This window comes from Marinomonas foliarum, assembly GCF_016906065.1.
GTDB lineage: Bacteria > Pseudomonadota > Gammaproteobacteria > Pseudomonadales > Marinomonadaceae > Marinomonas > Marinomonas foliarum.
Genome location: NZ_CP070273.1, coordinates 3,451,678 through 3,475,933, shown reverse-complemented (window position 1 = coordinate 3,475,933; position 24,256 = coordinate 3,451,678). Strand labels below are relative to the sequence as shown.

20 protein-coding genes are annotated in these 24,256 nt (G+C 43.9%); 13 read left to right on the top strand and 7 right to left on the bottom strand.

Annotated elements, in window-relative coordinates; genetic code table 11:
• Window positions 1–79: 79 nt before the first annotated feature.
• Window positions 80–1,393, bottom strand: coding sequence for a DNA recombination protein RmuC (locus JSY38_RS16090; RefSeq protein WP_205114157.1), 1,314 nt, complete (start codon window positions 1,391–1,393; stop codon window positions 80–82).
• An 86-nt stretch (window positions 1,394–1,479) separates the two neighbouring features.
• On the opposite strand from JSY38_RS16090, the gene JSY38_RS16085 reads away from it, so the two are divergent.
• Genes JSY38_RS16085 through JSY38_RS16075 form a run of 3 tightly spaced genes read left to right on the top strand, consistent with a single transcriptional unit; the run spans window position 1,480 to window position 5,585 of the window.
• On the top strand, window positions 1,480–2,097 hold the full coding sequence (locus JSY38_RS16085) for a YigZ family protein (protein ID WP_205114154.1): 618 nt from the start codon (window positions 1,480–1,482) through the stop codon (window positions 2,095–2,097).
• A 2-nt stretch (window positions 2,098–2,099) separates the two neighbouring features.
• On the top strand, window positions 2,100–4,928 hold the full coding sequence (gene rapA / locus JSY38_RS16080) for an RNA polymerase-associated protein RapA (protein ID WP_205114152.1): 2,829 nt from the start codon (window positions 2,100–2,102) through the stop codon (window positions 4,926–4,928).
• Between the two features lie 6 nt (window positions 4,929–4,934).
• A complete protein-coding gene (locus JSY38_RS16075) occupies window positions 4,935–5,585 on the top strand; it encodes an RluA family pseudouridine synthase (RefSeq protein ID WP_239544012.1) in 651 nt (216 codons plus the stop codon).
• 878 nt (window positions 5,586–6,463) lie between these two features.
• On the opposite strand, the gene JSY38_RS16070 is transcribed toward JSY38_RS16075, so the two are convergent.
• The 5 genes from JSY38_RS16070 to JSY38_RS16050 all read right to left on the bottom strand — a co-directional run bounded on the left by JSY38_RS16070 (window position 6,464) and on the right by JSY38_RS16050 (window position 10,687).
• On the bottom strand, window positions 6,464–6,922 hold the full coding sequence (locus tag JSY38_RS16070; protein ID WP_205114150.1) for a hypothetical protein: 459 nt from the start codon (window positions 6,920–6,922) through the stop codon (window positions 6,464–6,466).
• Between the two features lie 80 nt (window positions 6,923–7,002).
• On the bottom strand, window positions 7,003–7,722 hold the full coding sequence (locus tag JSY38_RS16065; protein WP_205114148.1) for a hypothetical protein: 720 nt from the start codon (window positions 7,720–7,722) through the stop codon (window positions 7,003–7,005).
• Window positions 7,723–8,310: 588 nt separating this feature from the next.
• Window positions 8,311–8,814 carry a GNAT family N-acetyltransferase gene (locus JSY38_RS16060; protein WP_239544010.1) on the bottom strand — a complete coding sequence of 168 codons (504 nt, stop codon included), beginning with the start codon at window positions 8,812–8,814 and terminating at the stop codon, window positions 8,311–8,313.
• A gap of 7 nt (window positions 8,815–8,821) precedes the next feature.
• Window positions 8,822–9,838, bottom strand: a complete 1,017-nt coding sequence (locus JSY38_RS16055; protein WP_114411938.1) for a DUF2333 family protein — start codon at window positions 9,836–9,838, stop codon at window positions 8,822–8,824.
• A 12-nt stretch (window positions 9,839–9,850) separates the two neighbouring features.
• Entirely contained in the window at window positions 9,851–10,687 is an 837-nt protein-coding gene (locus JSY38_RS16050; RefSeq protein WP_205114144.1) for a hypothetical protein, read from the bottom strand.
• A gap of 84 nt (window positions 10,688–10,771) precedes the next feature.
• Here JSY38_RS16050 and dsbD point away from each other — a divergent pair, with 84 nt between their 5' ends.
• The 9 genes from dsbD (at window position 10,772) to purD (ending at window position 21,546) form a co-directional block, all read left to right on the top strand.
• On the top strand, window positions 10,772–12,613 hold the full coding sequence (gene dsbD, locus JSY38_RS16045) for a protein-disulfide reductase DsbD (protein ID WP_205114142.1): 1,842 nt from the start codon (window positions 10,772–10,774) through the stop codon (window positions 12,611–12,613).
• 247 nt (window positions 12,614–12,860) lie between these two features.
• On the top strand, window positions 12,861–13,307 hold the full coding sequence (gene accB / locus JSY38_RS16040) for an acetyl-CoA carboxylase biotin carboxyl carrier protein (protein WP_205114140.1): 447 nt from the start codon (window positions 12,861–12,863) through the stop codon (window positions 13,305–13,307).
• Window positions 13,308–13,327: 20 nt separating this feature from the next.
• Complete coding sequence (gene accC / locus JSY38_RS16035; RefSeq protein ID WP_114411934.1) at window positions 13,328–14,668, top strand: acetyl-CoA carboxylase biotin carboxylase subunit; 1,341 nt, start codon at window positions 13,328–13,330, stop codon at window positions 14,666–14,668.
• Window positions 14,669–14,785: 117 nt separating this feature from the next.
• Entirely contained in the window at window positions 14,786–15,676 is an 891-nt protein-coding gene (gene prmA, locus JSY38_RS16030) for a 50S ribosomal protein L11 methyltransferase (protein WP_114411933.1), read from the top strand.
• A 38-nt stretch (window positions 15,677–15,714) separates the two neighbouring features.
• A complete protein-coding gene (locus tag JSY38_RS16025; RefSeq protein ID WP_205114138.1) occupies window positions 15,715–16,983 on the top strand; it encodes a zinc-ribbon and DUF3426 domain-containing protein in 1,269 nt (422 codons plus the stop codon).
• 156 nt (window positions 16,984–17,139) lie between these two features.
• On the top strand, window positions 17,140–18,108 hold the full coding sequence (gene dusB / locus JSY38_RS16020; RefSeq protein ID WP_239544008.1) for a tRNA dihydrouridine synthase DusB: 969 nt from the start codon (window positions 17,140–17,142) through the stop codon (window positions 18,106–18,108).
• A 120-nt stretch (window positions 18,109–18,228) separates the two neighbouring features.
• Window positions 18,229–18,507 carry a DNA-binding transcriptional regulator Fis gene (gene fis, locus JSY38_RS16015; protein ID WP_012070668.1) on the top strand — a complete coding sequence of 93 codons (279 nt, stop codon included), beginning with the start codon at window positions 18,229–18,231 and terminating at the stop codon, window positions 18,505–18,507.
• Window positions 18,508–18,594: 87 nt separating this feature from the next.
• Entirely contained in the window at window positions 18,595–20,172 is a 1,578-nt protein-coding gene (gene purH / locus JSY38_RS16010; protein WP_205116907.1) for a bifunctional phosphoribosylaminoimidazolecarboxamide formyltransferase/IMP cyclohydrolase, read from the top strand.
• 87 nt (window positions 20,173–20,259) lie between these two features.
• A complete protein-coding gene (purD, locus tag JSY38_RS16005) occupies window positions 20,260–21,546 on the top strand; it encodes a phosphoribosylamine--glycine ligase (protein ID WP_205114136.1) in 1,287 nt (428 codons plus the stop codon).
• A gap of 88 nt (window positions 21,547–21,634) precedes the next feature.
• On the opposite strand, the gene JSY38_RS16000 is transcribed toward purD, so the two are convergent.
• Window positions 21,635–21,889 carry a hypothetical protein gene (locus JSY38_RS16000; RefSeq protein WP_114411928.1) on the bottom strand — a complete coding sequence of 85 codons (255 nt, stop codon included), beginning with the start codon at window positions 21,887–21,889 and terminating at the stop codon, window positions 21,635–21,637.
• Between the two features lie 22 nt (window positions 21,890–21,911).
• Here JSY38_RS16000 and JSY38_RS15995 point away from each other — a divergent pair, with 22 nt between their 5' ends.
• Window positions 21,912–24,236, top strand: a complete 2,325-nt coding sequence (locus JSY38_RS15995; protein WP_239544006.1) for a sensor histidine kinase — start codon at window positions 21,912–21,914, stop codon at window positions 24,234–24,236.
• Window positions 24,237–24,256 lie beyond the last annotated feature (20 nt).

The following is a 24,256-nucleotide window of genomic DNA, read 5'->3' as shown; positions in this document are numbered from 1 at the left end:
AGAGCTTTTTTGTCGGCCTAAAGGCACGACCTACAATTTACGCAAAAAACAACGAGCGATGAAACACGAAAAAATTCAATTACTCATTAGGTTCATCGGTAAAAACATCGTCGTTGAGATACTCCACTGGCAAGGCCTTGCTCGTCTTCGCCCCCATCAATTTGAGTTTCTCTGCTCTAGCGACCAGATTTCCTCGCCCTGCGGTTAGCTTTTTCAACGCTGATTCGTGAGTACGACTCACCGCATCTAATTTACTACCTATGTCATCCATATCTTGCACAAAGCCTGAAAACTTGTCGTACATGGCACCGGCCTGACGAGCGATTTCAATGGCATTTTGACTCTGTTTTTCGTTACGCCAAATATTTTGAATGGTACGTAATGTAGCTAATAAATTGGACGGTCCGACGATAATAATATTGTGCTCAAAGGCTTCGCTGAACAAACCATTGTCGCCCTGTAACGCCAAACCAAACGCCGCCTCAATAGGGATAAACAACAACACAAAATCCAGTGACGTCACACCCGGCAGATCATGGTAATTTTTGGCGCTTAACTCTTTCATATGGCGTCGTACCGCATCCAAATGCTGTTTTAACGCTCGATTTCGATCTTCATCAGTTTCCGCTTCCATATAAGCCAAATAACTGATCAGCACCATTTTAGAATCAACAATGATCTGCTTACCTTCAGGAAGATGAATCACCACGTCTGGCTGCAGACGTCGACCTTCCGATGTTTGATAAGACGCTTGTGTCTCATACTCACGACCCTTTTCTAGCCCAGAACGCTCTAAAATACGCTCAAGAATCACCTCACCCCAACCACCTTGCAGCTTGTTTTGACCTTTTAAAGCATGGGTTAAGCTCACTGCATCATCACTAATTTTCTGATTCAGTAACTGCAAACCTTTAATCTCTTTCACCAAAGAAAACCGTTCACGGGCTTCTTCTTGATAGCTCTTCTCTACGCTTTCCTGAAACTTTTGGATCTGCGAGCCAAGCGGCGTTAGTAAAGAACCTAACTGACGTTCATTCTCTTTCGCCAATTGTTGCCCCTGCTGACTCATAATCTCATGAGCCATTTGTTTAAATTCCGTTTCATTTTGCTTTTTTTGCTCGCGGTAAAACGCTTCTTTTTCTTGCCAAACATTTTGTGCAGCAGCGAATTGTTGCTCCAAAGTCAGCGACTCTTTTTCCAAATAATGGATCTGATCTTTCGATTGCTCTAAAAGACGCTGTAATTCCTCATTTTGTTGCTGCATTTTTTCTTGTGTGTGCTGCCACTGGCGGCGCATAGCCTGTACAATACCGACAGCAATGCCAGACAGTAGAATCGCGCCGATACAAAAGCCCGATAACACCCAAACTGATTGCGAAAGCCAATCTGTCATATAAATTTAAACTCGCTATTTTAAATGTCTGTTTTAATACGATATTGGCGCGCAAAGCCGTCGCAATAAGGTTTCGATAAGTTTACATGGATTACTACCTAAGCCCAACACACACGCAACGCTTTGATCTAGAAATAAAAAATAGCCAGTTCATCACCACCGTTTGCCGTACTAACGGCCGTGATGCAGCAAAGGCTTTTATCGAAGAAATGCGCCAGCTTTACCCTGATGCAAACCATCATTGTTGGGCTTTTATTGCAGGTATGCCAAACAATGCGCATTTATGGGATCAAAGTGATGATGGCGAGCCGAAAGGCACGGCAGGTAAACCCATGTTAAATGTGTTACAACATTCCGATTTTGGGGAAACTACCGTCGTCGTGACGCGCTTTTTTGGTGGTATAAAACTCGGTGCTGGTGGCTTAGTCAGAGCCTATAGCCAAGCCGTACAAGAAGCCCTGTCGCAAACAGAATATGAAAATGTGTACCCACGCAGCCCCGTTCAGCTAAAAATCGCCTACCCTTTATTGGGAAAGGTTGAATATTGGCTAGAACAGAGCGATATAGAAATAACCAATAAAACATACAGCGACAATATCGTTATTGATCTTGCTGTTATTGAACGTACTTGGCCTGAACATAAAACCGCATTGACGGATTTATGCCAAGGTAGCTTAACTTTAATTGAACCGGAAAAAGACTAACTATGTACCAAACTGGACAAAGATGGAGTAGCCGCAACGAGCCTGATCTCGGCGTAGGCATGATAGTAGACACACAAAACAAGTCTTTTACCCTGCACTTCCCGGATGCGGAAGCGGATCGTCAATACTCAAATGACCAGACCAGTCTTGTTCGACGCACACTAACCGTCGGTGACCAACTTCATTTCCAAGACGAAACCTACACGGTATTGGAAGTAGAAGAAATTGACGACCTGATCGAATATCGTATCAATGACGACGATGATTGGTTAGAAGAATCCATCATTCAATTTCCACGTAACGACAAGAACGAGCTTGATTCTTTATTGGCACTGTCGCCCGCTCGTCGCATGTGGTTCGACCTACGTCGCCATACACTTGAACACCAAGCAGCCAATGCAGCATCGCCAGTACGCGGCTTAATGGGCTTGAAAGCAGAACTTCTGCCACACCAGATTTACCTTGCTCACGACATAGCCAATCGTCCAAAAGCACGTGCACTTTTGTGTGACGAAGTTGGGATGGGTAAAACCTTAGAAGCAGGTTTGATCTTGCATCAGCGCCTACTCAACGGACTCTGTAAGCGCGTACTTATTCTGACACCAACCAACTTGCAACATCAGTGGTTGGTTGAGATGTTACGCCGCTTCCATCAGCCTTTCTCACTGATCAACGAATCTGTCTACGAAGACTTCATGGAAGGCGACGACAATCCTTTTGAGCAGCAGCCATTCGTAATTTCACCAATCGACTGGGCAAGCCAGCACCCGAAAGCGACCCAACACATGTTAGACGCTGAATGGGACATGGTTATTGTTGACGAAGCACATCACCTCGCTTGGCACCCAGAAACACCGAGCATTGGCTACCAAGTGGTTGCTCGTTTAGCCGCACAAACAGAGTCTCTATTGCTATTGAGTGCAACGCCAGAACAAACGGGCGAGCGTGAACATTTCTCTCGCCTACAGCTTTTAGATGCCGATCATTACCATGACTTCGACCACTACCTAGCTCAGCAAAGAGAATTTAAAAAAGCCGCTGAACTGGCTGAATCTTTATTGCCATTTAGCCAAGAAAACAGCTCACCTGAAGCATTGGACTGGAAAGCGGCATTTGGCTCGTACCTCGCTGAAGTGAGCGCCAAAGACTGGTTCCAAGATCTAACCACCAAATCTGGCGCAGAACAAACCGCTGCCGCGAAAGAAGCCATTAGCTGGTTGATTGACCGTCACGGAACAGGCCGTGAAATGTTCCGTAATACACGGGCGGCTGTGGGTGGTTTCCCTGATCGTTACCTTCATTCTTACCCATTAGAAAACAATGAACACTTCGAATCTGCCAATCGTCACATACAACCAGAAACCGAAGTATCCGATGGCTTGTGGGAAAAAGATCCTCGCTGGGTTTGGCTTAAGGAATTCCTAGAATGCCAAGCGGACAAAGTCCTAGTAATTTGTCACAGTGCAGACATGGCACAGTGGCTAAATGACCAACTGACTTTTGCTGGTTTCCAAAGCGCCGATTTCCATGAGCAAATGCCACTTATCCACCGAGATCGTGCAGCGGCTTATTTCGCAGACGAAGACGGTGCGCAAATTTTGGTATGTTCTGAAATCGGCAGTGAAGGCCGTAACTTCCAGTTCAGCCATCACATCGTCATGTACGACCTGCCTGAGCACCCTGATTTACTAGAACAGCGCATTGGTCGCCTTGATCGTCTAGGGCAACTAAACGACGTACAAATCCACGTGCCATACATCAAACAAAGTGTACAAGAGCGCTTGTTCCACTGGTATCACCACGCCCTAAATGCCTTCTGCCGCACTACCGGTTCTGGTGACAAAGTTGAAGAAGCTTTTGGTGACAGCTTACACGCTTACCTTCATGGTCAAGATGATGACACTGATCTTCTTAAAGAAGCCAACATATATCACGAAGCGCTGCTAAAACAGATGGAAGAAGGCCGTAATCGCCTGCTAGAAATGAGCTCATGCCGTCCAGAACAAGCCCGTGCGTTAATCGATCAGATTAACAACCAAGCAACAAAAGGCCTGCACCATTATATCGAGCAAGTCACTCACGCCTTTAACATCTATGCAGACTGCATGAATGATGACCCTGATCGTGCAGCTTGGTTCTTGCGCCCTTCTACCGACATGATGCTAGAAGCCCTGCCAGGCATTGAGGAAGAAGGTAAAATGCTCATGCTTGATCGCCGTCAAGCCAGCCAACGTGAAGACGTGGCGTTCGCAACTTGGGAACACCCACTTATAACAATGCTTATGGACGAAGTCCAAGGCTTTGACTCTGGCAAGCTGACTTCGGCTATCTTACCAATCGCAGCATTGCCTGAAGGCACGGTATTGGTAGAAAGTATGTTCGTCATCGAAGCGACCGCTCACCCGCGTTTGAAATTGGCGCAATCTCTGCCAATGACACCAATGTGGCAATTGTCTGACTCCAATGGCAAATTCCTCCATCAGCAATTTACTGCCGATAAATGGGCAGAAAAACTGAAAGGCGTGCCAAACCGAGTCGCGGAACAATGGGTTGCTGCATTGCGAAAGAACCTTATTGAAGTTCTTCAGGCGCACCAGTTAAATGCTCAAGACCAAGCGCGTCCGATCGTTCACGCAGCGAAAACGTCTTACCAACATCGCTGTCAGAATGAAATCGAACGTCTAGTGGAGTTAAAAGCCTTCAACAACACCATTCGTGACGAAGACATTGAACGCCTTGAAACCAACATGCAGGAAGGTTTGACTCGTATCGACGAACACCAAATCCGCTTGGATGCGATTCGTATTATCTTAACGACGAAACCGGAATAACACCCTGTGCAGGATGCCGTGCCGAGTTTAGAATTATCTCGCTTAGAGATATTGTACGAAGACGAATGGTTTGCAGTCATAAACAAACCTGCTAACTGCTTATCTGTGCCTGGTCGCGGCCCAGATAAGCTTGACTCTATCTTGCATAGAGCAGAATGTTTATTTGGCGAAGCCTTTGCTATCCACCGCTTGGACGAAGCCACCTCAGGCTTAATACTCGTGGCGAAAACCCACGAATGTCAAAAGCGCATGTATGCGCATTTTCGTGAGAGAGAAGTCAAAAAAGAATACCGCGCCTTGCTGCGCGGTCATCTTTTGGGTGAGAAAGGCGAAGTGCGGAAACCGCTGCGCTGTGACTGGCCCAATCGACCCAGACAAATCATCTGTACAGACGAATGGAGCAAAGACTCCATCACCTACTGGGAAAAAATGGCCTACGAAGACAACACTACCCGTGTTCGACTCGTACCTTTTACTGGTCGTTCTCACCAACTTCGCGTCCACATGCAAAGCCTAGGACACTCAATAATTGGTGATGAATTCTATGACCCAGCGTTTCAGAATGACCCTCGGTTATTGCTGCATGCTTATAGACTAGAGTTCAGACATCCGTTCACCAAAGCCTGGGTGGCGTTCGTCGCGGCTTGTCCTTTTTAACTGCAAAACCTTCTTTATTCCCTCCCCTTATGTCTTCCAGGGGAGGGTTAGGGAGGGGTTATTTCTTTGGTTTTTTAAAGTATATTTGCTTCCTCTCAATGGCTTTTAGCTGGGAGCTTTTTTCCGCTCTGCTGAGCGGGTAACTTTTTGCTGGCGCCCAAAAAGTAACCAAAAATTCGCGCAACTTCGTCGCGTCGAACTGACTTCATGGTGAATTCAATGATGGAACCCAAAGAACGTAGGGCGACATGAGGGAGGTACGACCGTGATGCGCCGATGAAAGCGGAGCTTTCATTTTGTAGGGCGTGGGCTCAAGTACTTTAGACTTGTAACGCCCAAATCAGGTGCGCCGTAGGCGCGTAGTTAATTGACTTGTTAAGCGTGGACATATGCACCAAGCACTTTTGACAAGATGTAAATTAAAAAAACCTGCAACCAAGCAGGAATTTCTCAGAACATAACAAATATAAGATTTCCTTAAAATTCTGTTTAGCTTATCTTCAGTAAGTACCTCAGATTCAACACTACCGATTCGCCTACCAACTAGCTGGATATAGTTGAATTTATATTGCTGTATCTGATATTCGGATCTTTTAAATGATGCAATTCCAGAAATACCAAAAATAAGCAAAGAGCATAGCTGCATCGTTTCTATGTTTAGGCCAATTGGTGCAAAGTTGATTTCTTTTGTAAGAAAACCACATACCACTACGATAATGCCGAGGATGAAGTAATCAAATTTTTCAAGCGATGATTGATAGTAGTTATATGTTTCCTTCTCCATCCTCTATTTCTTTCCTTATTGACGCTTGCAACAGCAGCTAACTAAGAACCAGAGCGATTAGTTAGTCTGATGCTTGCTCTTGTTAGCCGTATTTTCATCTCGCACTCAAGTCCGTACAAATCTTTTCCCATATTTCATACAAAACATTCAGATTATTACCAGCAGAGAAAAGTCTTGCTTGGTCATATGTGAACATTTCTATGTGAAAGTCGTTCGATTTGCCTTGCACTTTCCCGATAACCATTTTGTTATCGTCATAACTGTCTATCACACCATGAACACATACATCTCGTACCTGAGCTGTTCCCTTTGTGAGTTGGATAATTTCATCTATATCAAGGTTACAGACCATTGACTGAGACAAGCTCTGTTTAATGTAATCTAGCTTTCGATTTAGGCTAAGCGGCTGTTTACCATTTCCTTTTGAAGATAAAAGAAGAAATACACATTTATCAATTTTCCGTTCTATTGGAGTCCACATGACAGTAAGCAAGCCGATAACCGACAACCATGGCTCTAATAGCTTTTGCTTTTCCGAAATATCTAAATTCATATTAACTGACCCCGTACGGCTAACGCTGCAAACACCGGAGCAGCTTGCTGCTTCCGGCGCTTTGCCTTGTTAACCTCTGTTTAAGCAGGAAGCATAAACTCTATTTCACTACTATCATGGCTGCTCGTAACAGCGGGAGATGTCGTTTCAAAGTGCGATAAGAATGCAGATGCTTCCGTTGAGGCTGCTTGTATATGCTCTCTGATAAAGGGGTATAAAGCTATACCAGCATTTGTAGCTAAAGGAACGAAATTAATAAATATATCTTCGCTTGTTAACCCTACTGCTGCTGCATCAGCTTCAAATTGATCTGCATTTAGATAGTTCCGAATCAAATCTCTGGCACTACTTCTAAGCCTAGATTGATTTCTAGGCATTTCTAAGAGCAACGATAAGTCGCCCCAAGATAGTCCCACATCAAAGAAACCTGCCCCCTCTTCATCAGGAGACGCAGGAAAGTTTACGTAAAAGTATCTTGAAGTATCTGTAGGGGAAGATGAGTTATGTACGTGATAATTATATATACTTCGTATTCGATTAGCATTGTTATGGTGTCTTGCATTTCGAATAGCAAGTATTAGACATAACTCTGGTGTGGCATACCAATCTACTGGAGAATCAAGTTCTTGCTGCATTAAGTCATATAAGTTTGCAAATGCGTTTAGCATTGAATTTACTGCTGTTTCAATATTACCTACAGCTTCAGGCCTATCTACAGCAATGAGTTGACCTAATCTGAATTGTGCTTCAACTAGAACCCTAAAGGTTTGAGCCAAATCCTCAAATGAATGGCTTAGCATTATTCATCTCCATTGTTTACTTAAGGGGTTAACATTTTGTTAATGCGCATGCGCGTTTACACATTTCAAAAACCTTCTTAATATCTGTATAAGTCTTTGACCATAAAGCCATTAATAGAGATATTAACAAAAGCTAAAACTGGAAAAACGAGCATGCATGTTATTCCTTTTATCCACAGCGCGTTATTTCTGCTCAGTGGATTCTTATTCATTGATATTAGGAGACTTTCTTACTTACCGCCAGCACAAAACGCGCACAACTGGTTTATTTAAAATGGCTAAACGCGCAAAAATGCGTTTATTTTAAAAATAGACTAATACCGTTATAATGAGCTGATTGTCGGCCTAAAGGCGCGACCTACATGTGAACGGCGCTCTTATATTACAGAAAGCGGTCGTATCTCCCTCATCTCGCCCTACAAAAATCGACATCACACATAACGCCAGTTCGACGCGACGAAGTTGCGCGACTTTATGGCGTTTAAGCAACGGAAAAAGATTGCGAATACAAAGCGTTTGAATGGAATCCAAAGCAGAGAATAACCCCACCCTAACCCTTTGGAAGACATAAGGGGAGAGAATAAGAAACTAAAACTCTCTTCCAAGAATAAGCACGTCTTCTTTGACCTGTTCGCTCTGGGCAATATTGGGAAGCAGCCCCCATTGTTCAAACCCATGGCGTTTGAAGAAGCTTTGGCTTTCTATATTACTGGCGTAGATGTAGGCAACGAGGTGTGTAAAGCCAAGCTCTGTTCGTTGAGTTTCTAGGTACTGGATAAGCTGTGTTCCGACGCCTTTACCCTGCTCTTCAGGGTGGACATAGAGGCTAATTTCGCTAGCGGCATCAAATGCTGGAAGTCCGTAGAAGGGTTCGAGGGAGCACCAGGCGATAACCTTGCCTTGCTCTTCGAGCACCAGCATGGGATGAGTGCCAGTGATGCTTTCAATCCAATCCATGACATCGATTAGATTGATGTGTTGTTGCCTGCGCCCCTTGATGGCAAATGGATCACAATGTTGGAAGATGCTTAATATGACAGGGGCATCGTCTAAGTTTGCTAAACGAATGCCGCTGCAGGTGTTCTTTGACACGAAAGGGTTAGCCTTGCTCAAGCAAACGACGCAAGTCGATGATGGCTGTATTGGCACGAGATACGTAGGACGCCATAACCAATGAATGGTTTGCAAGTACGCCGAAGCCGCTGCCATTTAGGATGAACGGAGACCAAATGCTGGCTTGAGTGGCTTCTAGCTCACGAATGATCTGACGTAAGCTTACCAACGCATTCTTATCTTGCAGTACGAAGACAAAGTCCACTTCAATCGCACGAAGTATATGAATAAGTGCCCAACTTGTGCCACGAGCTTCATAAAATACATCGTCGACTTTTGACCAAGGTGTACGTACGTAGCGGCTATTTTCTTCAGACTCTAATTGTGGCTTATCATCAATCACGCTAGCAGATAAGCGCTGAGACAAGCTACCAAGGCGAGTACTAACATCCGATAACCAATCAGCAAGGTTGTCTGCACGCGCATAGAATTGCGCTTTGTTGTTGCTTGGTCCTGCTAAGCGGTCTAAATATTCCATTAATTCTTTATTACCGCGGCGGTATTCACTTTCACTAGAAGGCAGTGCCCAGCTTCTGGTATCAAAGTTAAATTGCGGTTCGGCGATTTTTAAGTTTACGTCTTCTGTTGACTGAGACTGTGAACGGCTGAACTCTTTACGAAATGCACGTGCCAAGTCACGAGACTGTACTAATGCACCAAATTCCCATGCAGGCATGTTGTCCATAAAGACACCCGGCGGCATGATATCGTTACTGATAAAACCACCTGGTTTATCCAGCAAGGTTTCGATAATGCTGTGTAAAGTGCTGGCTGTGGTATACCCAGTCACTAACTTTTTACTGTTGTTTAAATAGCCTTGCGCTGCGGCTTTTTCTTTGGCTGCTGCGACCACATCAAATTGATCCGGTTCGCTACTCCAATACATACCTAAAATACTCAACAGTATTGCAACAACCACGAGGACAGCCGCTATGATTTTTCCCATGCCTGAAAAGTTGATAATGGACGTTAAGCTCTTAAACTTATTCGTTAACCACGACATTATTGACCTACCTTAATCTTGTTGTAATTCAACCATGTAATCTGCACGATGATAAGTCATCGCACGTACACGAAATTCTGTTACTCGACTGTTAATAATCTGATAAATCAATCGCGCTTCTTTGTCATTTGGCCAGTAAATAGCAAGCGGCCGATCTGCTTGCGCCACTTTATCTATAATAGGCTGAATGTGAGAGATTATCTCGTCTTCTGTCATACTAAAAAGAGTTTTTGGCAATAAATACTGCCCTTCGGTCAGCGGTTTTGGCGCTTCTTTTGATGACGGCTGGCTAGATTGCTTTTTACTCACCTTCGCCACTTGAGCGCGTCTTTTTTGTAAGTCGCTAATACGTGAAGTCATTTCTTCTATGGTAGGGTCTTCAGGGTTTACCGACTTAGCTGAATCCATATAACGCGAGGATCTTGCGTACTCGCGGCGCAGCGCAGACTCCCAAGCCCATTGCGTATACACATCTACAATGGTGGAGATACCTAGTATTGCACGGTAGTTGCCTGGATCTCGGCCAAGTGCCGCCTGAAAATAAAGATTGGCGTTGTCCTCTACAGGCGTCAACAAACGTTCAGCAGCTAAGGCACCTTCACCTTTTTCAATCAAGTGCTGTGTCAGCTGTTCAGATGTAGTTAATGTTTTTTCTACACTCTGCGCCGGCGACGAGGTGGTAACAACATCCTGAACTGTGCTTTTATCGTCAACACCAGCAGATACGGCTACTACATTATCTTGCTTTTTTTCGGGAATTGGTGGCTTTTCAGCTGATGTTTTAACATTTTGCTGGCAACCTGTCATGAAAAGCACAAGAATGAGAATTAAGATACGATTTTTACTCAATGTTTCCCCTTGAGATTGGCAACGTAAAGACTGATTGGTAGTCTACACCTCACCTTTACCTTAGTGAAATTAGATTGTAAATTTATGCGCCTATTTGCTTTTTTGCTCTTACTGACTTTCCACAGCGTTACTCAGGCTTTTACATTTGGGGCAACGTCTGCTTTTTCAAAGCCCACTTTTCTACCCGTCGACCAAGCGTTCCAATTATCTGTTTCACAGCCAAAAGATGGAAAATTCATAGCGAACTGGCAAGTTAATGACGGTTACTATTTATATCAAGAACAGTTTAACTTGTCTGGTCAACACGCGGATAAACTGCACTTTTCCCCTTTTCCCTCAGGTGAAGCAAAACACGACGCTTATTATGGTGACGTAATCGTTTACCGAGATCAATTTACTCTGCCTATTTATTACGACATTACACTAGCTGAAGGAACACAGATTAACGCAGTTTTATCGTATCAGGGCTGTGCAGATAAAGGCTTATGTTACGCACCGCAAAACATGCCAATTCAATTCACTGTACCGGCAATTAGCACTGAATATGCAGCACTTTCCAATGATAAATCGACTAACAGCAAAACAATTAACGACAAGAAACCCAACAGCAAGACCACCGCCAATCAACCAACTCTTTCTGATGCAAAATCTATTAGCCAATTATTCGGATCAAACAATACTTGGACAACGCTACTAGCGGTTTTCGTGTTGGGGCTGCTCTTATCTTTCACGCCTTGTGTACTGCCTATGGTTCCCATTGTCAGCGCCATCGTGATTGGTACACGTAATTCGAAGTTGGGCGCTTTTTACTACAGCTTGATTTATGTGCTGGCGATGGCGCTAACTTATGCTGCTATTGGTGGATTGGTTGGCATTTTCGGTCTTCAGTTCAACATACAGGCTCAATTACAAAACCCTATTCTATTAATGTCTAGCGCTATTGTTTTTGCCTTACTGGCTCTGGCCATGTTTGGTGTTTACGAAATCCGCTTACCCAGCGCATGGCAGCAACACCTTCAAATGTCAGGACAAAAAACATCATCGGTATGGAAATCAACCGCGAGCATTTTTCTAGCAGGGGTGTTGGCCACCTTAATTGTTTCCCCTTGCGTTTCAGCACCACTGGCAGGCGCTTTGCTTTACATAAGCAGCCAAGGCGATGCTTGGTATGGCGCGATAATGCTATTTGTTATGGCGCTTGGCATGGGCATACCCTTACTATTAGTTGGCTTGTTTGGCCCTAAAGCCTTACCTAAAAGCGGCGAATGGCTTCAAGATATCAAAGTAATGATGGGCTTTGGCTTGCTTGCCATCTCGATTTGGTTAGTGACTCGCTGGCTGCCAACATACAGCCACTTATATCTCTGGGCTTTTCTGGCACTCGGCATAAGTGGTTATTTCATTCACCGTGCTCATCTCCTAGCATCTCATCCGGTGCGTTGGTTCTTGGCATTAGTTTTATTCGTTGTGGGCTGTATTGAATTCATTGGCGGGGCTACTGGTAGTCATTCGCCTTTACAGCCCTTGAAAAAGCTCGTCACCACCTCCATCGATTCAAAAGAAGTGAAATTATTTGACGCAACCATTACAAGTTTGGAAGAACTTAATAGCATTGTCGCCAATCAAGACACTCGACCAATTGTATTAGACCTTTACGCTGACTGGTGTATTAGCTGTAGAGTGCTAGAGGATATGTTTGCCTCGCCTGATATTGCATCTAGGCTCAATAATATTCAATTAGTACGAGTCGACGTTACTGCGAATTCAGAGGACAACAAAACCTTGATGAAAAAGTTTAATTTATATGGGCCGCCCTCATTGGTTTTCTTAGACCCTCAAGGAAACGAACGTAAAGCATTAACCATAATGGGAGAACCGTCAAAGTCTTCGTTAATCAACCGCTTAGATGCTATTTTGCAACCATAAACAAAAGAACACAGACACAAGGTTTACTATAGATCAAAAACCATACACTACAAACAATTTTTGGTTTTTTTGCCGCATAACTGGACAATATCAAGCTTTTTACCGATAATTTCGCGTTACAAGCTTTTACATTACATATTTTTATAAAAGCCCTGTTTGCTGGACAAGGCAAGCAATACACAAATTTATAATAATCAGTGGGTCACACAATCACTGAACCATTAATTTCAGACAGAAGAGAGTAACCATGGACATTCGTAAAATCAAAAAACTAATCGAGCTTTTGGAAGAATCAAACGTCTACGAGATTGAAATTAAAGAAGGCGAAGAAGCTGTACGTATTAGTCGTGGTGGTGCTCCTGTACAAGCACCTATGATGGCCGCTCCAATGATGTCAGCACCTGCTGCTGCCCCAGCTGCCGCTCCTACTGCAGCACCTGAAGCACCTGCTGCTATCGCAGGTCACACTGTAAACTCTCCAATGGTCGGCACTTACTACAAGTCTTCTGCACCAGGTGCTAAGCCTTTCATCGAAGTAGGCCAAAAAGTTAACGTTGGCGATACTATCTGTATCGTTGAAGCAATGAAAATGATGAACCAAATTGAAGCAGATAAGTCTGGTACAATTGGCGCGATCCTTGTTGAAGACGGCGAGCCAGTTGAATTCGACCAGCCTCTTATTACTATCATTTAATCCAACGCAAAGGTTTCATCATGCTCGATAAGGTATTGATTGCTAACCGAGGCGAAATCGCGCTACGTATTTTACGTGCGTGTAAAGAACTCGGTATCAAAACCGTTGCGGTTCACTCTAAGATTGACCGTGACTTATTACATGTGCGCCTTGCAGACGAATCTATCTGCATTGGGCCAAATCCATCAGCTCAGAGTTATTTAAATATTCCAGCTATCATCAGCGCTGCGGAATTAACAGATACCTCAGCTATTCACCCAGGCTACGGTTTCCTTGCAGAAAATGCGGATTTCGCAGAGCAAGTAGAGCGCTCTGGTTTTGCCTTCATCGGCCCTAAAGCTGAAACCATCCGCCTAATGGGTGACAAAGTTTCAGCAATTAAAGCGATGAAAGAAGCCGGTGTACCAACGGTTCCAGGCTCAAACGGTCCAGTACCTTCTGATCCTGAAGAGTGTATCCGTATTGCTAATGAGATCGGCTTTCCGGTTATCGTAAAAGCAGCCGCTGGTGGTGGTGGTCGTGGTATGCGCGTTGTTCACAACGAAGGCAGCCTACTAAAATCTATCAGTATCACGCAATCTGAAGCAGGTTCTTACTTCGGTGACAGCACGGTTTACATGGAAAAATTCCTTCAAAACCCACGCCACGTCGAAGTACAAGTATTGGCTGACGGACAAGGTAATGCAATCCACCTTTACGATCGCGATTGCTCATTGCAACGTCGCCATCAAAAAGTATTGGAAGAAGCGCCAGCACCAATGCTAAACGAAGAATCTCGCCAAGCTTGTCTAAAAGCGTGTGTTGATGCTTGTATTAAGATCAACTATCGCGGTGCAGGTACGTTCGAATTCTTGTACGAAGACGGTAACTTCTACTTCATCGAAATGAACACGCGCGTTCAAGTAGAGCACCCTGTTACTGAAATGGTAACAGGTGTAGACATCGTTAAAGAGCAACTTCGTATTGCTAGCGGCTTGCCTCTGTCTTTGAAACAAGAAGACATTAAGTTAAACGGCCACGCAGTTGAGTCTCGTATTAACGCAGAAGACTCTAAAACCTTCATGCCTTGCCCAGGTAAAGTGGAATATTTCCATGCACCAGGCGGCATGGGTGTTCGTGTCGACTCTCATTTGTACAGCGGCTACTCGGTACCGCCAACGTATGACTCCATGATCGCTAAAATCATTTGTCATGCACCGGATCGTACTGCTGCACTAAAACGCCTTTCTGGCGCTCTAGATGAAACATTCATCGATGGTATTAAAACCAACATTGAGCTTCAAAAAGACCTAGTCAATGATGCTAACTTCATTGCTGGTGGCGTTAATATCCATTATTTGGAGAAAAAACTCGGTCTATAAAGACTGCAGTTTTGTCCCTAGTGGTCACTAAATCACTAGGGACAATCATTTTCCTCTCGCCTCTCGCCCCAAGCTTCGTTATTCTATTCCTGTTTGTTTATTGTTGGACTCCACTTTATGCCTTGGCTTCAAATTTGTATCCATACCACGCCCGATCATGTCCCAGCCTTTGAAGACACTCTTCTTGACTGCGGCGCTTTGGTTGTCACCTTTGAAGACGTTCACGATGATCCGGTTTACGAACCTGACCTGAACACAACACCGCTTTGGAAAAACACAAAAGTCACAGGCTTATTTGAAGCCGATGCAGACATAGAACATATTCGTCCCGCTATTGAACATAAAGCCACTTCTATCGATGAATCCGATATCGATATGAAAATAGAGATACTTGAAGACAAAGACTGGGAACGTGAATGGATGGACAGCTATCACCCGATCCAATTTGGCGAACGTCTTTGGGTTTGTCCTAGCTGGAGAGAAGTCCCAGATCCAAAAGCGGTAACACTAATGCTGGACCCAGGCTTGGCATTTGGTACAGGCACACACCCTACAACGGCGTTGTGCTTGCAATGGCTAGACAGCATCGATTGCCAAGACAAAACCATTATCGACTATGGCTGCGGCTCAGGTATCTTAGGTATTGCAGGTTTATTGCTTGGCGCTACCAACATGGTAGGAATTGACATAGATCCACAAGCCGTTCAAGCAACTGAAGCCAATGCTGAACGCAACAAGATTGATCCAAGTAGAATTGAAGTCAAACTGCCACCATATGAATCTGACTTACAAGCGGATATCGTTGTAGCAAATATTTTAGCAGGCCCACTGGCTCACCTTGCTCCAACTATTTCAGCACTGGTTAAAAAGAATGGGCGATTAGCATTGTCCGGTATTCTTGCAAACCAAGCTCAGGAAGTCATTGAAGCTTATCAAGAATGGTTTACGATTGACGACATTACCGAAAAGGAAGAATGGGTTCGTATTGTGGCAACAAAACACGCATAACACCCATTTAGTAACGCTTAAACAGGAAAATACACCTCATGGCCAATAGCTTTATCACTCGATGCCCAAAATGTTCTACTGCATTTCGTGTTAGCGACGAGGTATTAAGCATGGCCAAGGGGAAAGTACGATGTGGGCAATGCTTCCATATTTTCGACGCGGGCAATATTCTTAAGCAACCTGAGAGAACGCAAAAGCGCGAAGTCAGCCAAGAAAACAAAGCACCAATTAAAGAAACAGCGCTAGCAGAAAACTTAGCTCAATCAGACTTATCACCTCCGCCATTAGCGCCACGCGATCAAAGCAACACTAATCCAAACCAAGAGCAATTCACTCCCGCTGATGAGATCGTCAATCCAGATTGGCTACACACTCTATTTGATGATGAAGACCTCTACCCTCTTGGCCATAAAAAAGAGCCATCTCAAAAAGAGAAAGAGTCAGAAAGCAATTCAACTTCTAAAAAAACAGCCGCAGAGGCCAACACCACTAAAGAAGCACCACCAAAGGCAGATGATCCTGCACCATGGGAAGTTGAATTAGCAGAAGTTGAAGCAGCACTTAAGTCGACATCTCATACTGTTGATACAAAAAAGCCTACACCGAAAAGCACCACAACTTCAGCCAAAGCAGAAACAGCAGAGCCACATATAGAACCTGATTACATGGTCGCACTGCACTCGCTAGCCCAATCTGCTGCCGAACAAACACGACCGTCTGATATCAAGAACAAACATTCTATATTAGAACAACTGTCTGCCCAACAAAGTTTGGCACCACTACTGGGGGAGTCAGAAGAAACCTCTCGCAAGAAGAAATCTCACCCTTGGCTATGGTTTTTCGCTACCTTGTTTGGAGCAGCACTGTTGACCGCTCAAATTGCCATGCACTTTTTTGATGAAGGCAGCCGCTCATCTAATTTCAGATCTCTTTACCGAACCTTATGCTCATACTCTGGCTGCGTACTACCAGGTTTTGAAGACATCAGCGCTATCACTATCCAACACGTCAGAATACAAAGTCATCCCACTATTCCAAACACCTTGCTGGTTAACGCCATAATTACAAACACCAGTGATTTTTCACAACCTATGCCTAAAATTGCTTTGGAGTTTTTCGATTTAAACGGCCAGCCCGTTGCAGCAAGACTCTTTGCGCCAAGCGATTATTTACACAAAGACTTCCTTGATATCACCTATATGCCACCAAATACTCCTATACACCTAGTCATTCCGATCCAAGACCCAGGCGCTCGCGCTGTCACTCATCAGCTTAGATCCTTCTCTGCAGACACTCGCTCTTACTAGTTTTGCGTTGATTTACTACTAAGCTAAAAAAAAGAACAAAAAATAGTCAGTTTTTATGCTGTCAAGACTTCAAAAATGACGATTGCCTAGGTATTATTCACGCCCGCTCGACACTGTCGACGATCTTTAACATTCAATCCAGTATTCAGGAACATCATGGCATTTGCTATTGGCCCATATTGCGTTGACAAACCTGTCATTCTTGCCCCTATGGCTGGAGTAACGGATTTGCCTTTTCGCCGCCTTTGCCATGACCAAGGTGCAGGTTTGGTCGTATCAGAAATGGTTACTTCTGATGTTCGCCTGTGGAACTCGACTAAAAGCCGCCATCGTCTAATACACGACGCAGAAGTCTCACCAAGATCCGTTCAGATCGCAGGTGGTGATCCCGCAATGATGGCCGAAGCCGCTCAGCAAAATGTTGAACTTGGCGCTCAAATTATTGATATCAATATGGGTTGCCCTGCGAAAAAAGTGTGCAATAAAGCCGCTGGCTCTGCATTACTAAAAGATGAAACCTTGGTTCGTGAAATACTGGAATCAGTTGTAAATAGTGTTTCTGTTCCAGTTACTCTAAAAATTCGTACTGGATGGAGTCTCGATCAGAAAAACGGTCTTGCTATAGCAAAAATGGCTGAAGATATTGGTATTCAAGCATTAGCAATTCATGGACGAACACGGGAATGCAAATTCCAAGGACAAGTTGAATACGACACAATTGCAGAAATCAAACATCATTTGACTATTCCTATTTTTGCCAATGGGGATATCAAAGACGCGCAGTCTGCAAAATTTGTGAAAGATTACACCCAAGCGGACGCTATTATGATTGGCCGAGCCGCTCAAGGAAGACCATGGATTTTTCGCGAAATAAACCATTATTTACAAACAAATGAATTGTTAACACCTCCATCTTTATCTGAGGTGAGGCAGCTTGTTATTAACCACGTAAGCGCTTTACACCAGTTTTACGGTGACTATTTAGGCGTGCGTATTGCTCGCAAACACGTTGGTTGGTACTTGCAAACGTTAGCGGATAAAACACAATTTCGCAGCTTGTTTAATCGTATTGATAATACGCAAGAACAGCTTGATAAATTGGAAGAGTTCTTTGTTTGCCAATAGGCAAACGAACCTTACACATTAATGTCATGATCATCAGAAACGAAGAGTTAGATCACTCTTCTCTATAATGATCAACACACATTAATACATGGTTAGCTTTAAAAAATAGAAGGTCATTCTGTGGTAGAACAAACTCATACACATACGTTTCAAGCCGCTTCTTCAGAGCAGTCACAAACCCTACGTGACAATGTTGAAAAAGCCCTACAAAACTATTTCGCCCATCTTGATGGGCAGCCAATAACAGACTTATATCAGTTAGTCTTAGCCGAGGTTGAGGCGCCTTTGCTAGAGTCTGTCATGAGCTACACAAAGGATAACCAAACAAAAGCATCCACCATCCTTGGGTTAAACCGAGGTACACTTCGCAAGAAGTTAAAGCAATACGGCATGCTATAAGCACAAAGAAAAAAGGGCGAATTCGCCCTTTTTTTCGTCTTATCTTCCCCTTGTTTATTTAGTGTTAAATTAACTGCGAGAACCATGATGGCAAATCAAAATACAGTAACTCCAATCAAACGAGCGCTGATCAGTGTTTCCGACAAAGCAGGCATTGTCGATTTTGCACGCGAATTAGCCGCTCAAGGCGTTGAAATTCTTTCAACCGGTGGTACTTACCGTCTTTTATTGGACAACAACGTTAAAGCGACAGAAGTGTCTGACTACACAGGCTTCCCTGAAATGATGGATGGCCGTGTGAAAACCCTACACCCTAAAGTACACGGCGGCATTCTTGGTCGTCGTGACATCGACGGCGCCATCATGAAAGAACACGGCATCGAAGAAATCGACATGGTGGTCGTTAACCTTTACCCATTCGAAGCAACGATCGAACGCCCTGATTGCAACCTACCAATGGCGATCGAAAACATCGACATCGGTGGTCCAACTATGGTTCGCTCTGCTGCAAAAAACCACAAAGACGTTGCTATCGTAGTTTCTCCATCTAGCTACGAAGGCATTTTGGCCTCCCTTAAAGCCGATGGCGGTTTAACGTTTGATCAGCGCTTTGACCTTGCTGTTCAAGCCTTCGAACACACATCACACTACGATGGTGCCATTGCTAACTTCCTAGGCAAAAAAGTAGCAGGCGGCAGCGAAGATTTCGCTCGCACCTTTAACCTACAATTCAACAAACAAGAAGAAATGCGCTACGGTGAAAACCCTCATCAAAAAGCCGCCTTCTACGTTGAAGCCAATCCTAAAGAAGCTTCTATTAGCACAGCAAAACAGATTCAAGGTAAAGCGCTGTCTTATAACAACATCGCGGATACCGATGCGGCTCTTGAGTGCGTTAAAAGCTTCGACAAGCCTGCTTGTGTTATCGTTAAACACGCGAACCCTTGTGGCGTTGCAACAGCAGCAACTCAATTTGAAGCTTACGATCTAGCCTTCCAAACAGACCCAACATCAGCCTTTGGCGGCATTATTGCATTCAACCAAGAACTTGATGCAAAAACAGCACAGGCTATTGTTGATCGCCAATTCGTTGAGGTCATCATCGCACCAAGCGTCAGCAAAGAAGCGTCTGACATTGTGGCGGCTAAGCAAAACGTTCGCTTACTTGAATGTGGCCAATGGTCAAAAGATAAGCCTGCTGCACTAGATTACAAACGTGTTAACGGCGGCTTGTTGGTTCAAGACCGTGACGATGGCAACATCACTTTAGCTGATTTGAAAGTGGTTTCTAAGCGCCAACCTAGCGAAGCTGAGTTAAAAGATCTATTGTTTGCTTGGAAAGTGGCTAAATTCGTTAAATCTAATGCTATTGTTTACGCGAAAGCAGAACAGACAATTGGTGTAGGTGCAGGCCAAATGAGCCGCGTTTACAGCGCGAAAATCGCTGGAATTAAAGCCGCTGATGAAAGCTTAGAAGTGGTTGGCTCTGTTATGGCATCTGATGCATTCTTCCCATTCCGTGATGGTATTGATGCGGCTGCTCAAGCTGGCATTACAGCCGTTATTCAGCCTGGCGGCTCTATGCGTGATGAAGAAGTCATTGCTGCAGCTGACGAAGCTGGCATGGCGATGGTCTTCACTGGTATGCGTCATTTCCGTCATTAATAAACCGTGGTTTATTAGGCCAACGTTTTATTAGTTTGTTGTCAGAGGCTTTTCCGGCCTCTGACTCGCAATACAAAGGATTAGATAATGAAAGTTCTTATTATTGGTAACGGCGGTCGTGAACATGCTCTAGCATGGAAAACTGCAGAATCCAGCCAAGTAGAAAAAGTGTTCGTTGCTCCTGGTAATGCAGGCTCCGCAACCGAAAACAAAGTTGAAAACGTTAACATCGGCGTAACCGACATTGCTGATCTTGTTGCTTTCGCAAAAGCTGAAAATATCGACTTGACGATAGTTGGCCCAGAGGCACCATTGGTTATTGGTGTAGTGGACGAGTTTGAAAAAGAAGGTTTGGCTATCTTCGGCCCGACAGCGGCCGCAGCACAACTAGAAGGCTCTAAAGCCTTCACTAAAGATTTCCTAGCTCGCCACAATATACCAACAGCGGCTTACGGCAACTTCACTGAAATCGAACCAGCTGTTGCTTACATCAAACAGCAAGGCGCTCCGATTGTAGTCAAAGCTGACGGCTTAGCAGCAGGCAAAGGCGTTATCTTGGCACAAACCGAAGCCGAAGCGATCGAAGCTGTTGAAGATATGCTTCAAGGAAATTCTTTTGGCGATGCGGGTAGCCGCGTTGTTATAGAAGAATTCCTAGTTGGCGAAGAAGCCAGCTTTATTTGCATGGTAGACGGTGAAACCGTTTTACCAATGGCCACCAGCCAAGATCACAAAGCACGTGATAATGGCGACCAAGGCCCGAATACTGGCGGCATGGGAGCTTATTCTCCGGCTCCAGTTGTTACACCCGAAATTCATGATCGCATTATGAACGAAGTCATTATGCCAACTGTAAAAGGCATGAACGCTGAAGGCAACCGTTACCGTGGTTTCTTGTACGCTGGTGTAATGATCGCACCAGATGGCACACCAAAAACACTTGAATACAACTGTCGTTTTGGTGACCCAGAAACACAACCTATCATGATGCGCTTACGCTCTGACTTGGCACAAATGTGTTTGGCAGCAGTGAATGGCAAATTAGATACCGTTGAAGCTGATTGGGACCCTCGCGCAAGTTTAGGCGTTGTTCTGGCGGCTGGTGGCTATCCTGCCGATTATCCGAAAGGTGATGTAATCTCTGGTTTAGATGCTGTACTTCCTGAAGGACAAAAAGTCTTTCAAGCTGGCACGGCACTAAAAGACGGTCAGACAGTCACTAATGGCGGTCGCGTACTTTGCGCTGTTGCTCTAGGCGATACGGTTGCACAAGCACAAGCTGCCGCATACGACGTTGTAAACACACTCTCTTGGGAAAAAGTTTACTTCCGTACTGACATTGGCCATCGCGCTATTGCTCGCGAACAAAAGTAATCTTCCAAACCACAGATAATTGAATACTAAAAAGGCCTCTATTGAGGCCTTTTTTTCATCTTTAATTAAGAACTGTAAAAAACCAACTTTATTTTTGTTTAAGCTGGCTCTCTTTCTTATTTAGCCACGCTTTGAATAAACGGCCGAGCTCTAAAACCAACAAGCCGAAAATAACACCAGCGACCCAGTCTAACCCTAGAACAAAGCCTAAAGCAGCAATCATTCCATAGCCGTAGAACAAGTTCGTTCGCAAGGTTGGCGTTGCTCGTCGGGCAAACCAAGTAACCCCCAACAGTAGCAAACTAAACCAAACATAATATTCCACCAACATTGGATATAGCATTCAATCCCCTATCTAGTTAATAATGATAGCCTTTATTGAATCTGCTCAGGCCAGCATTTTGCTTAATCGATTAATTTTACTATTTATACTCAGCATCTCCAACACTGTATGGGGCGTTAACTCCATCGCTATCATCGATGATAGCCATGACGTCTCGAACATCAGCCAAACTGGCTCATATTTTATCGATAAGAACAAAGCTCTCTCTCTTGATGACATTTCATCCGATGAATACGCCAAGCAATTCCGTCCGATTAATAGCGATTACTTTCAGCTTGGAATGGTGGAAGGAAACGTATGGATTCGTACTGATGTGGCGATACGAACTATCGACAACACCCCAGTCTTATTAGAAATAAATTCCCCAAGACTTCAGTACCTAGACATTTATTTACCTACTTTACATAAAGGGCAAGTCCAAGTAGAAATTGGTGGTGCAAGACCCTACAACAACAGACAAGTGAAATCGCCACATTATATTTTCTCGATTCCAGCCAACCCGCCACCTGTCTTTACACTGTATCTTAAGCTCTCTTCCCATTTGCCTATCAATGCTGATATTGAGCTAAAAACCCTCTCCAGAATAAGCCAAGACACCCAGCAAGAGCTAACTATCACGGGTATTTTGATTGGTATCTTGTTTACCTTATTTGTGTGCAATATTTTCTTTTACATCAAGACATCTCATCCGATGTACTTGATTTATAGTTTCTTACTGGTCGGCATTGTGATTTTGCACCTTTCCATTCATGACCAGGTCGCGCAGTTTTTTCCTAATCAAAGCAATATTCAAGAGCGCTTATATAATCTATCGTCACTCGCCTGCTTATGCGCAATCGTATTTTTTTCCAGACTGTATCTGAACACCAAAGCGCACCTGCCTAACATTGATAAAATCCTAATCGCAGTCGGCTCTATTAACGGTATCTTTGCCATTATTTTTAGCCTGACACCCAATGTCTTAAATATCAAAGTGCTTTCTCTAATAGTTATGAGCACACTAATACTATTAACGATACACGCTATCATTGCGTTTCTTAAGAATATTCCATTTTCTGGCTACTACTTAGCCGCGAGGCTAACTCTGCTCACAGGTCATTTTCTATGGATCTTATCGGTTTATAGCATTATTCCAAGTGTCGTCTTATTTGAATGGGGATTAACCATCACCATCATTTTGGAAGCCATGATTCATTTCTCTGGCATGATCGTACAAACCTCGCCGCTGATCCAAAAGAACACGCTAAAAAGCCAATACAACCAAACCGAGGTTATGGATTTTCTATCAGATATTTCAAATCGCTTACGACGTCAAATAAACATTCTTGGTGGCGGGTTATCACACCTTGAACAAGTCACGACATCAAAAGAGGTCAAACCCTTTATAACAAGTAGCCAGACGGCCAATAATAACCTTAAAAACATTATTGAGCGCATCGACTTATTAAGCGATATAAAAGACAACACACCACCGGAGCAGCCTTATCCTCAACCACTTAACCAGCTAATAGATCGTATCTATAATAACCTTCAACGTTTAGACCAAGACAACACATTAATAGAGTTAAACACTCACAACACTGATCATGTTGAAGTACTTCAAAATGCTACGATATTACAACACCTGATCGAAAGCCTAGTCCAAGAATTCAAACACTTTACAGATCAAACCTTAACGTTGGATATCAGCCGCCACGAAAGCAACAGAGACGGTATTACGCAATTAGAAATCAGTTGCGGCCCTATCCCAAGCAGAATTCAGGCTTCTAGCAGCTTCGACCTTGGCATGCATTATATTTTGCTGCTTATTCGCTATTTAGATGGCGAGATGAAAACATTAGAAAGCGAACGCTGTATCAATATTAAGTTACCAATCAGTGTACATATTCGCCCAACAAATAATGACCTTGCACAACAACAGCACTTCAATATTATTTTGTTTGGTCAGCCTGATGAGGACCTACAAAAAGCACTGTCGATATTACAAAGTCATAGTAATCGAATTGAACATGTCTCAACTCTGGAAAACTTGCTAGAGCATTTAGAGTTACCTGAAAAAAGAAAATCCGGCTCCATCATTCTAGTGTTTGATAACGGCGGGCACATCCCCCACGTGACACAACAAAGACTGATGCCTTTAATGCGCATCGAAGATCAGTGCTTGCTGATTAGTAACAATGTTAAGATGTCGCTCGACTACACTAGAAAGCTAGGTTTTGATGGCCTCTTAACCTGCGCTGAACTAGACAGCCAACTTGAACAACAACTGTCTAAGTTAATTCAGAAGGGAGACCGACTAAAGAACACATCTTTGTCACGGATCAATCCTTTGCGCAAAACACCTTGAAGCAACATCAGCAACCTTGA

Excerpts from the sequence above, each read along its gene's own strand:
- JSY38_RS16070 (WP_205114150.1), bottom strand. The coding sequence starts at position 6,922 with ATGAATTTAGATATTTCGGAAAAGCAAAAGCTATTAGAGCCATGGTTG.
- JSY38_RS16085 (WP_205114154.1), top strand. The coding sequence starts at position 1,480 with ATGGATTACTACCTAAGCCCAACACACACGCAACGCTTTGATCTAGAA.
- rapA (WP_205114152.1), top strand. The coding sequence starts at position 2,100 with ATGTACCAAACTGGACAAAGATGGAGTAGCCGCAACGAGCCTGATCTC.
- JSY38_RS16025 (WP_205114138.1), top strand. The coding sequence starts at position 15,715 with ATGGCCAATAGCTTTATCACTCGATGCCCAAAATGTTCTACTGCATTT.
- JSY38_RS15995 (WP_239544006.1), top strand. The coding sequence starts at position 21,912 with ATGATAGCCTTTATTGAATCTGCTCAGGCCAGCATTTTGCTTAATCGA.
- JSY38_RS16090 (WP_205114157.1), bottom strand. The coding sequence starts at position 1,393 with ATGACAGATTGGCTTTCGCAATCAGTTTGGGTGTTATCGGGCTTTTGT.
- purH (WP_205116907.1), top strand. The coding sequence starts at position 18,595 with ATGGCAAATCAAAATACAGTAACTCCAATCAAACGAGCGCTGATCAGT.
- JSY38_RS16000 (WP_114411928.1), bottom strand. The coding sequence starts at position 21,889 with ATGCTATATCCAATGTTGGTGGAATATTATGTTTGGTTTAGTTTGCTA.
- dsbD (WP_205114142.1), top strand. The coding sequence starts at position 10,772 with ATGCGCCTATTTGCTTTTTTGCTCTTACTGACTTTCCACAGCGTTACT.
- JSY38_RS16055 (WP_114411938.1), bottom strand. The coding sequence starts at position 9,838 with ATGTCGTGGTTAACGAATAAGTTTAAGAGCTTAACGTCCATTATCAAC.
- accB (WP_205114140.1), top strand. The coding sequence starts at position 12,861 with ATGGACATTCGTAAAATCAAAAAACTAATCGAGCTTTTGGAAGAATCA.
- JSY38_RS16065 (WP_205114148.1), bottom strand. The coding sequence starts at position 7,722 with ATGCTAAGCCATTCATTTGAGGATTTGGCTCAAACCTTTAGGGTTCTA.
- prmA (WP_114411933.1), top strand. The coding sequence starts at position 14,786 with ATGCCTTGGCTTCAAATTTGTATCCATACCACGCCCGATCATGTCCCA.
- dusB (WP_239544008.1), top strand. The coding sequence starts at position 17,140 with ATGGCATTTGCTATTGGCCCATATTGCGTTGACAAACCTGTCATTCTT.
- accC (WP_114411934.1), top strand. The coding sequence starts at position 13,328 with ATGCTCGATAAGGTATTGATTGCTAACCGAGGCGAAATCGCGCTACGT.
- purD (WP_205114136.1), top strand. The coding sequence starts at position 20,260 with ATGAAAGTTCTTATTATTGGTAACGGCGGTCGTGAACATGCTCTAGCA.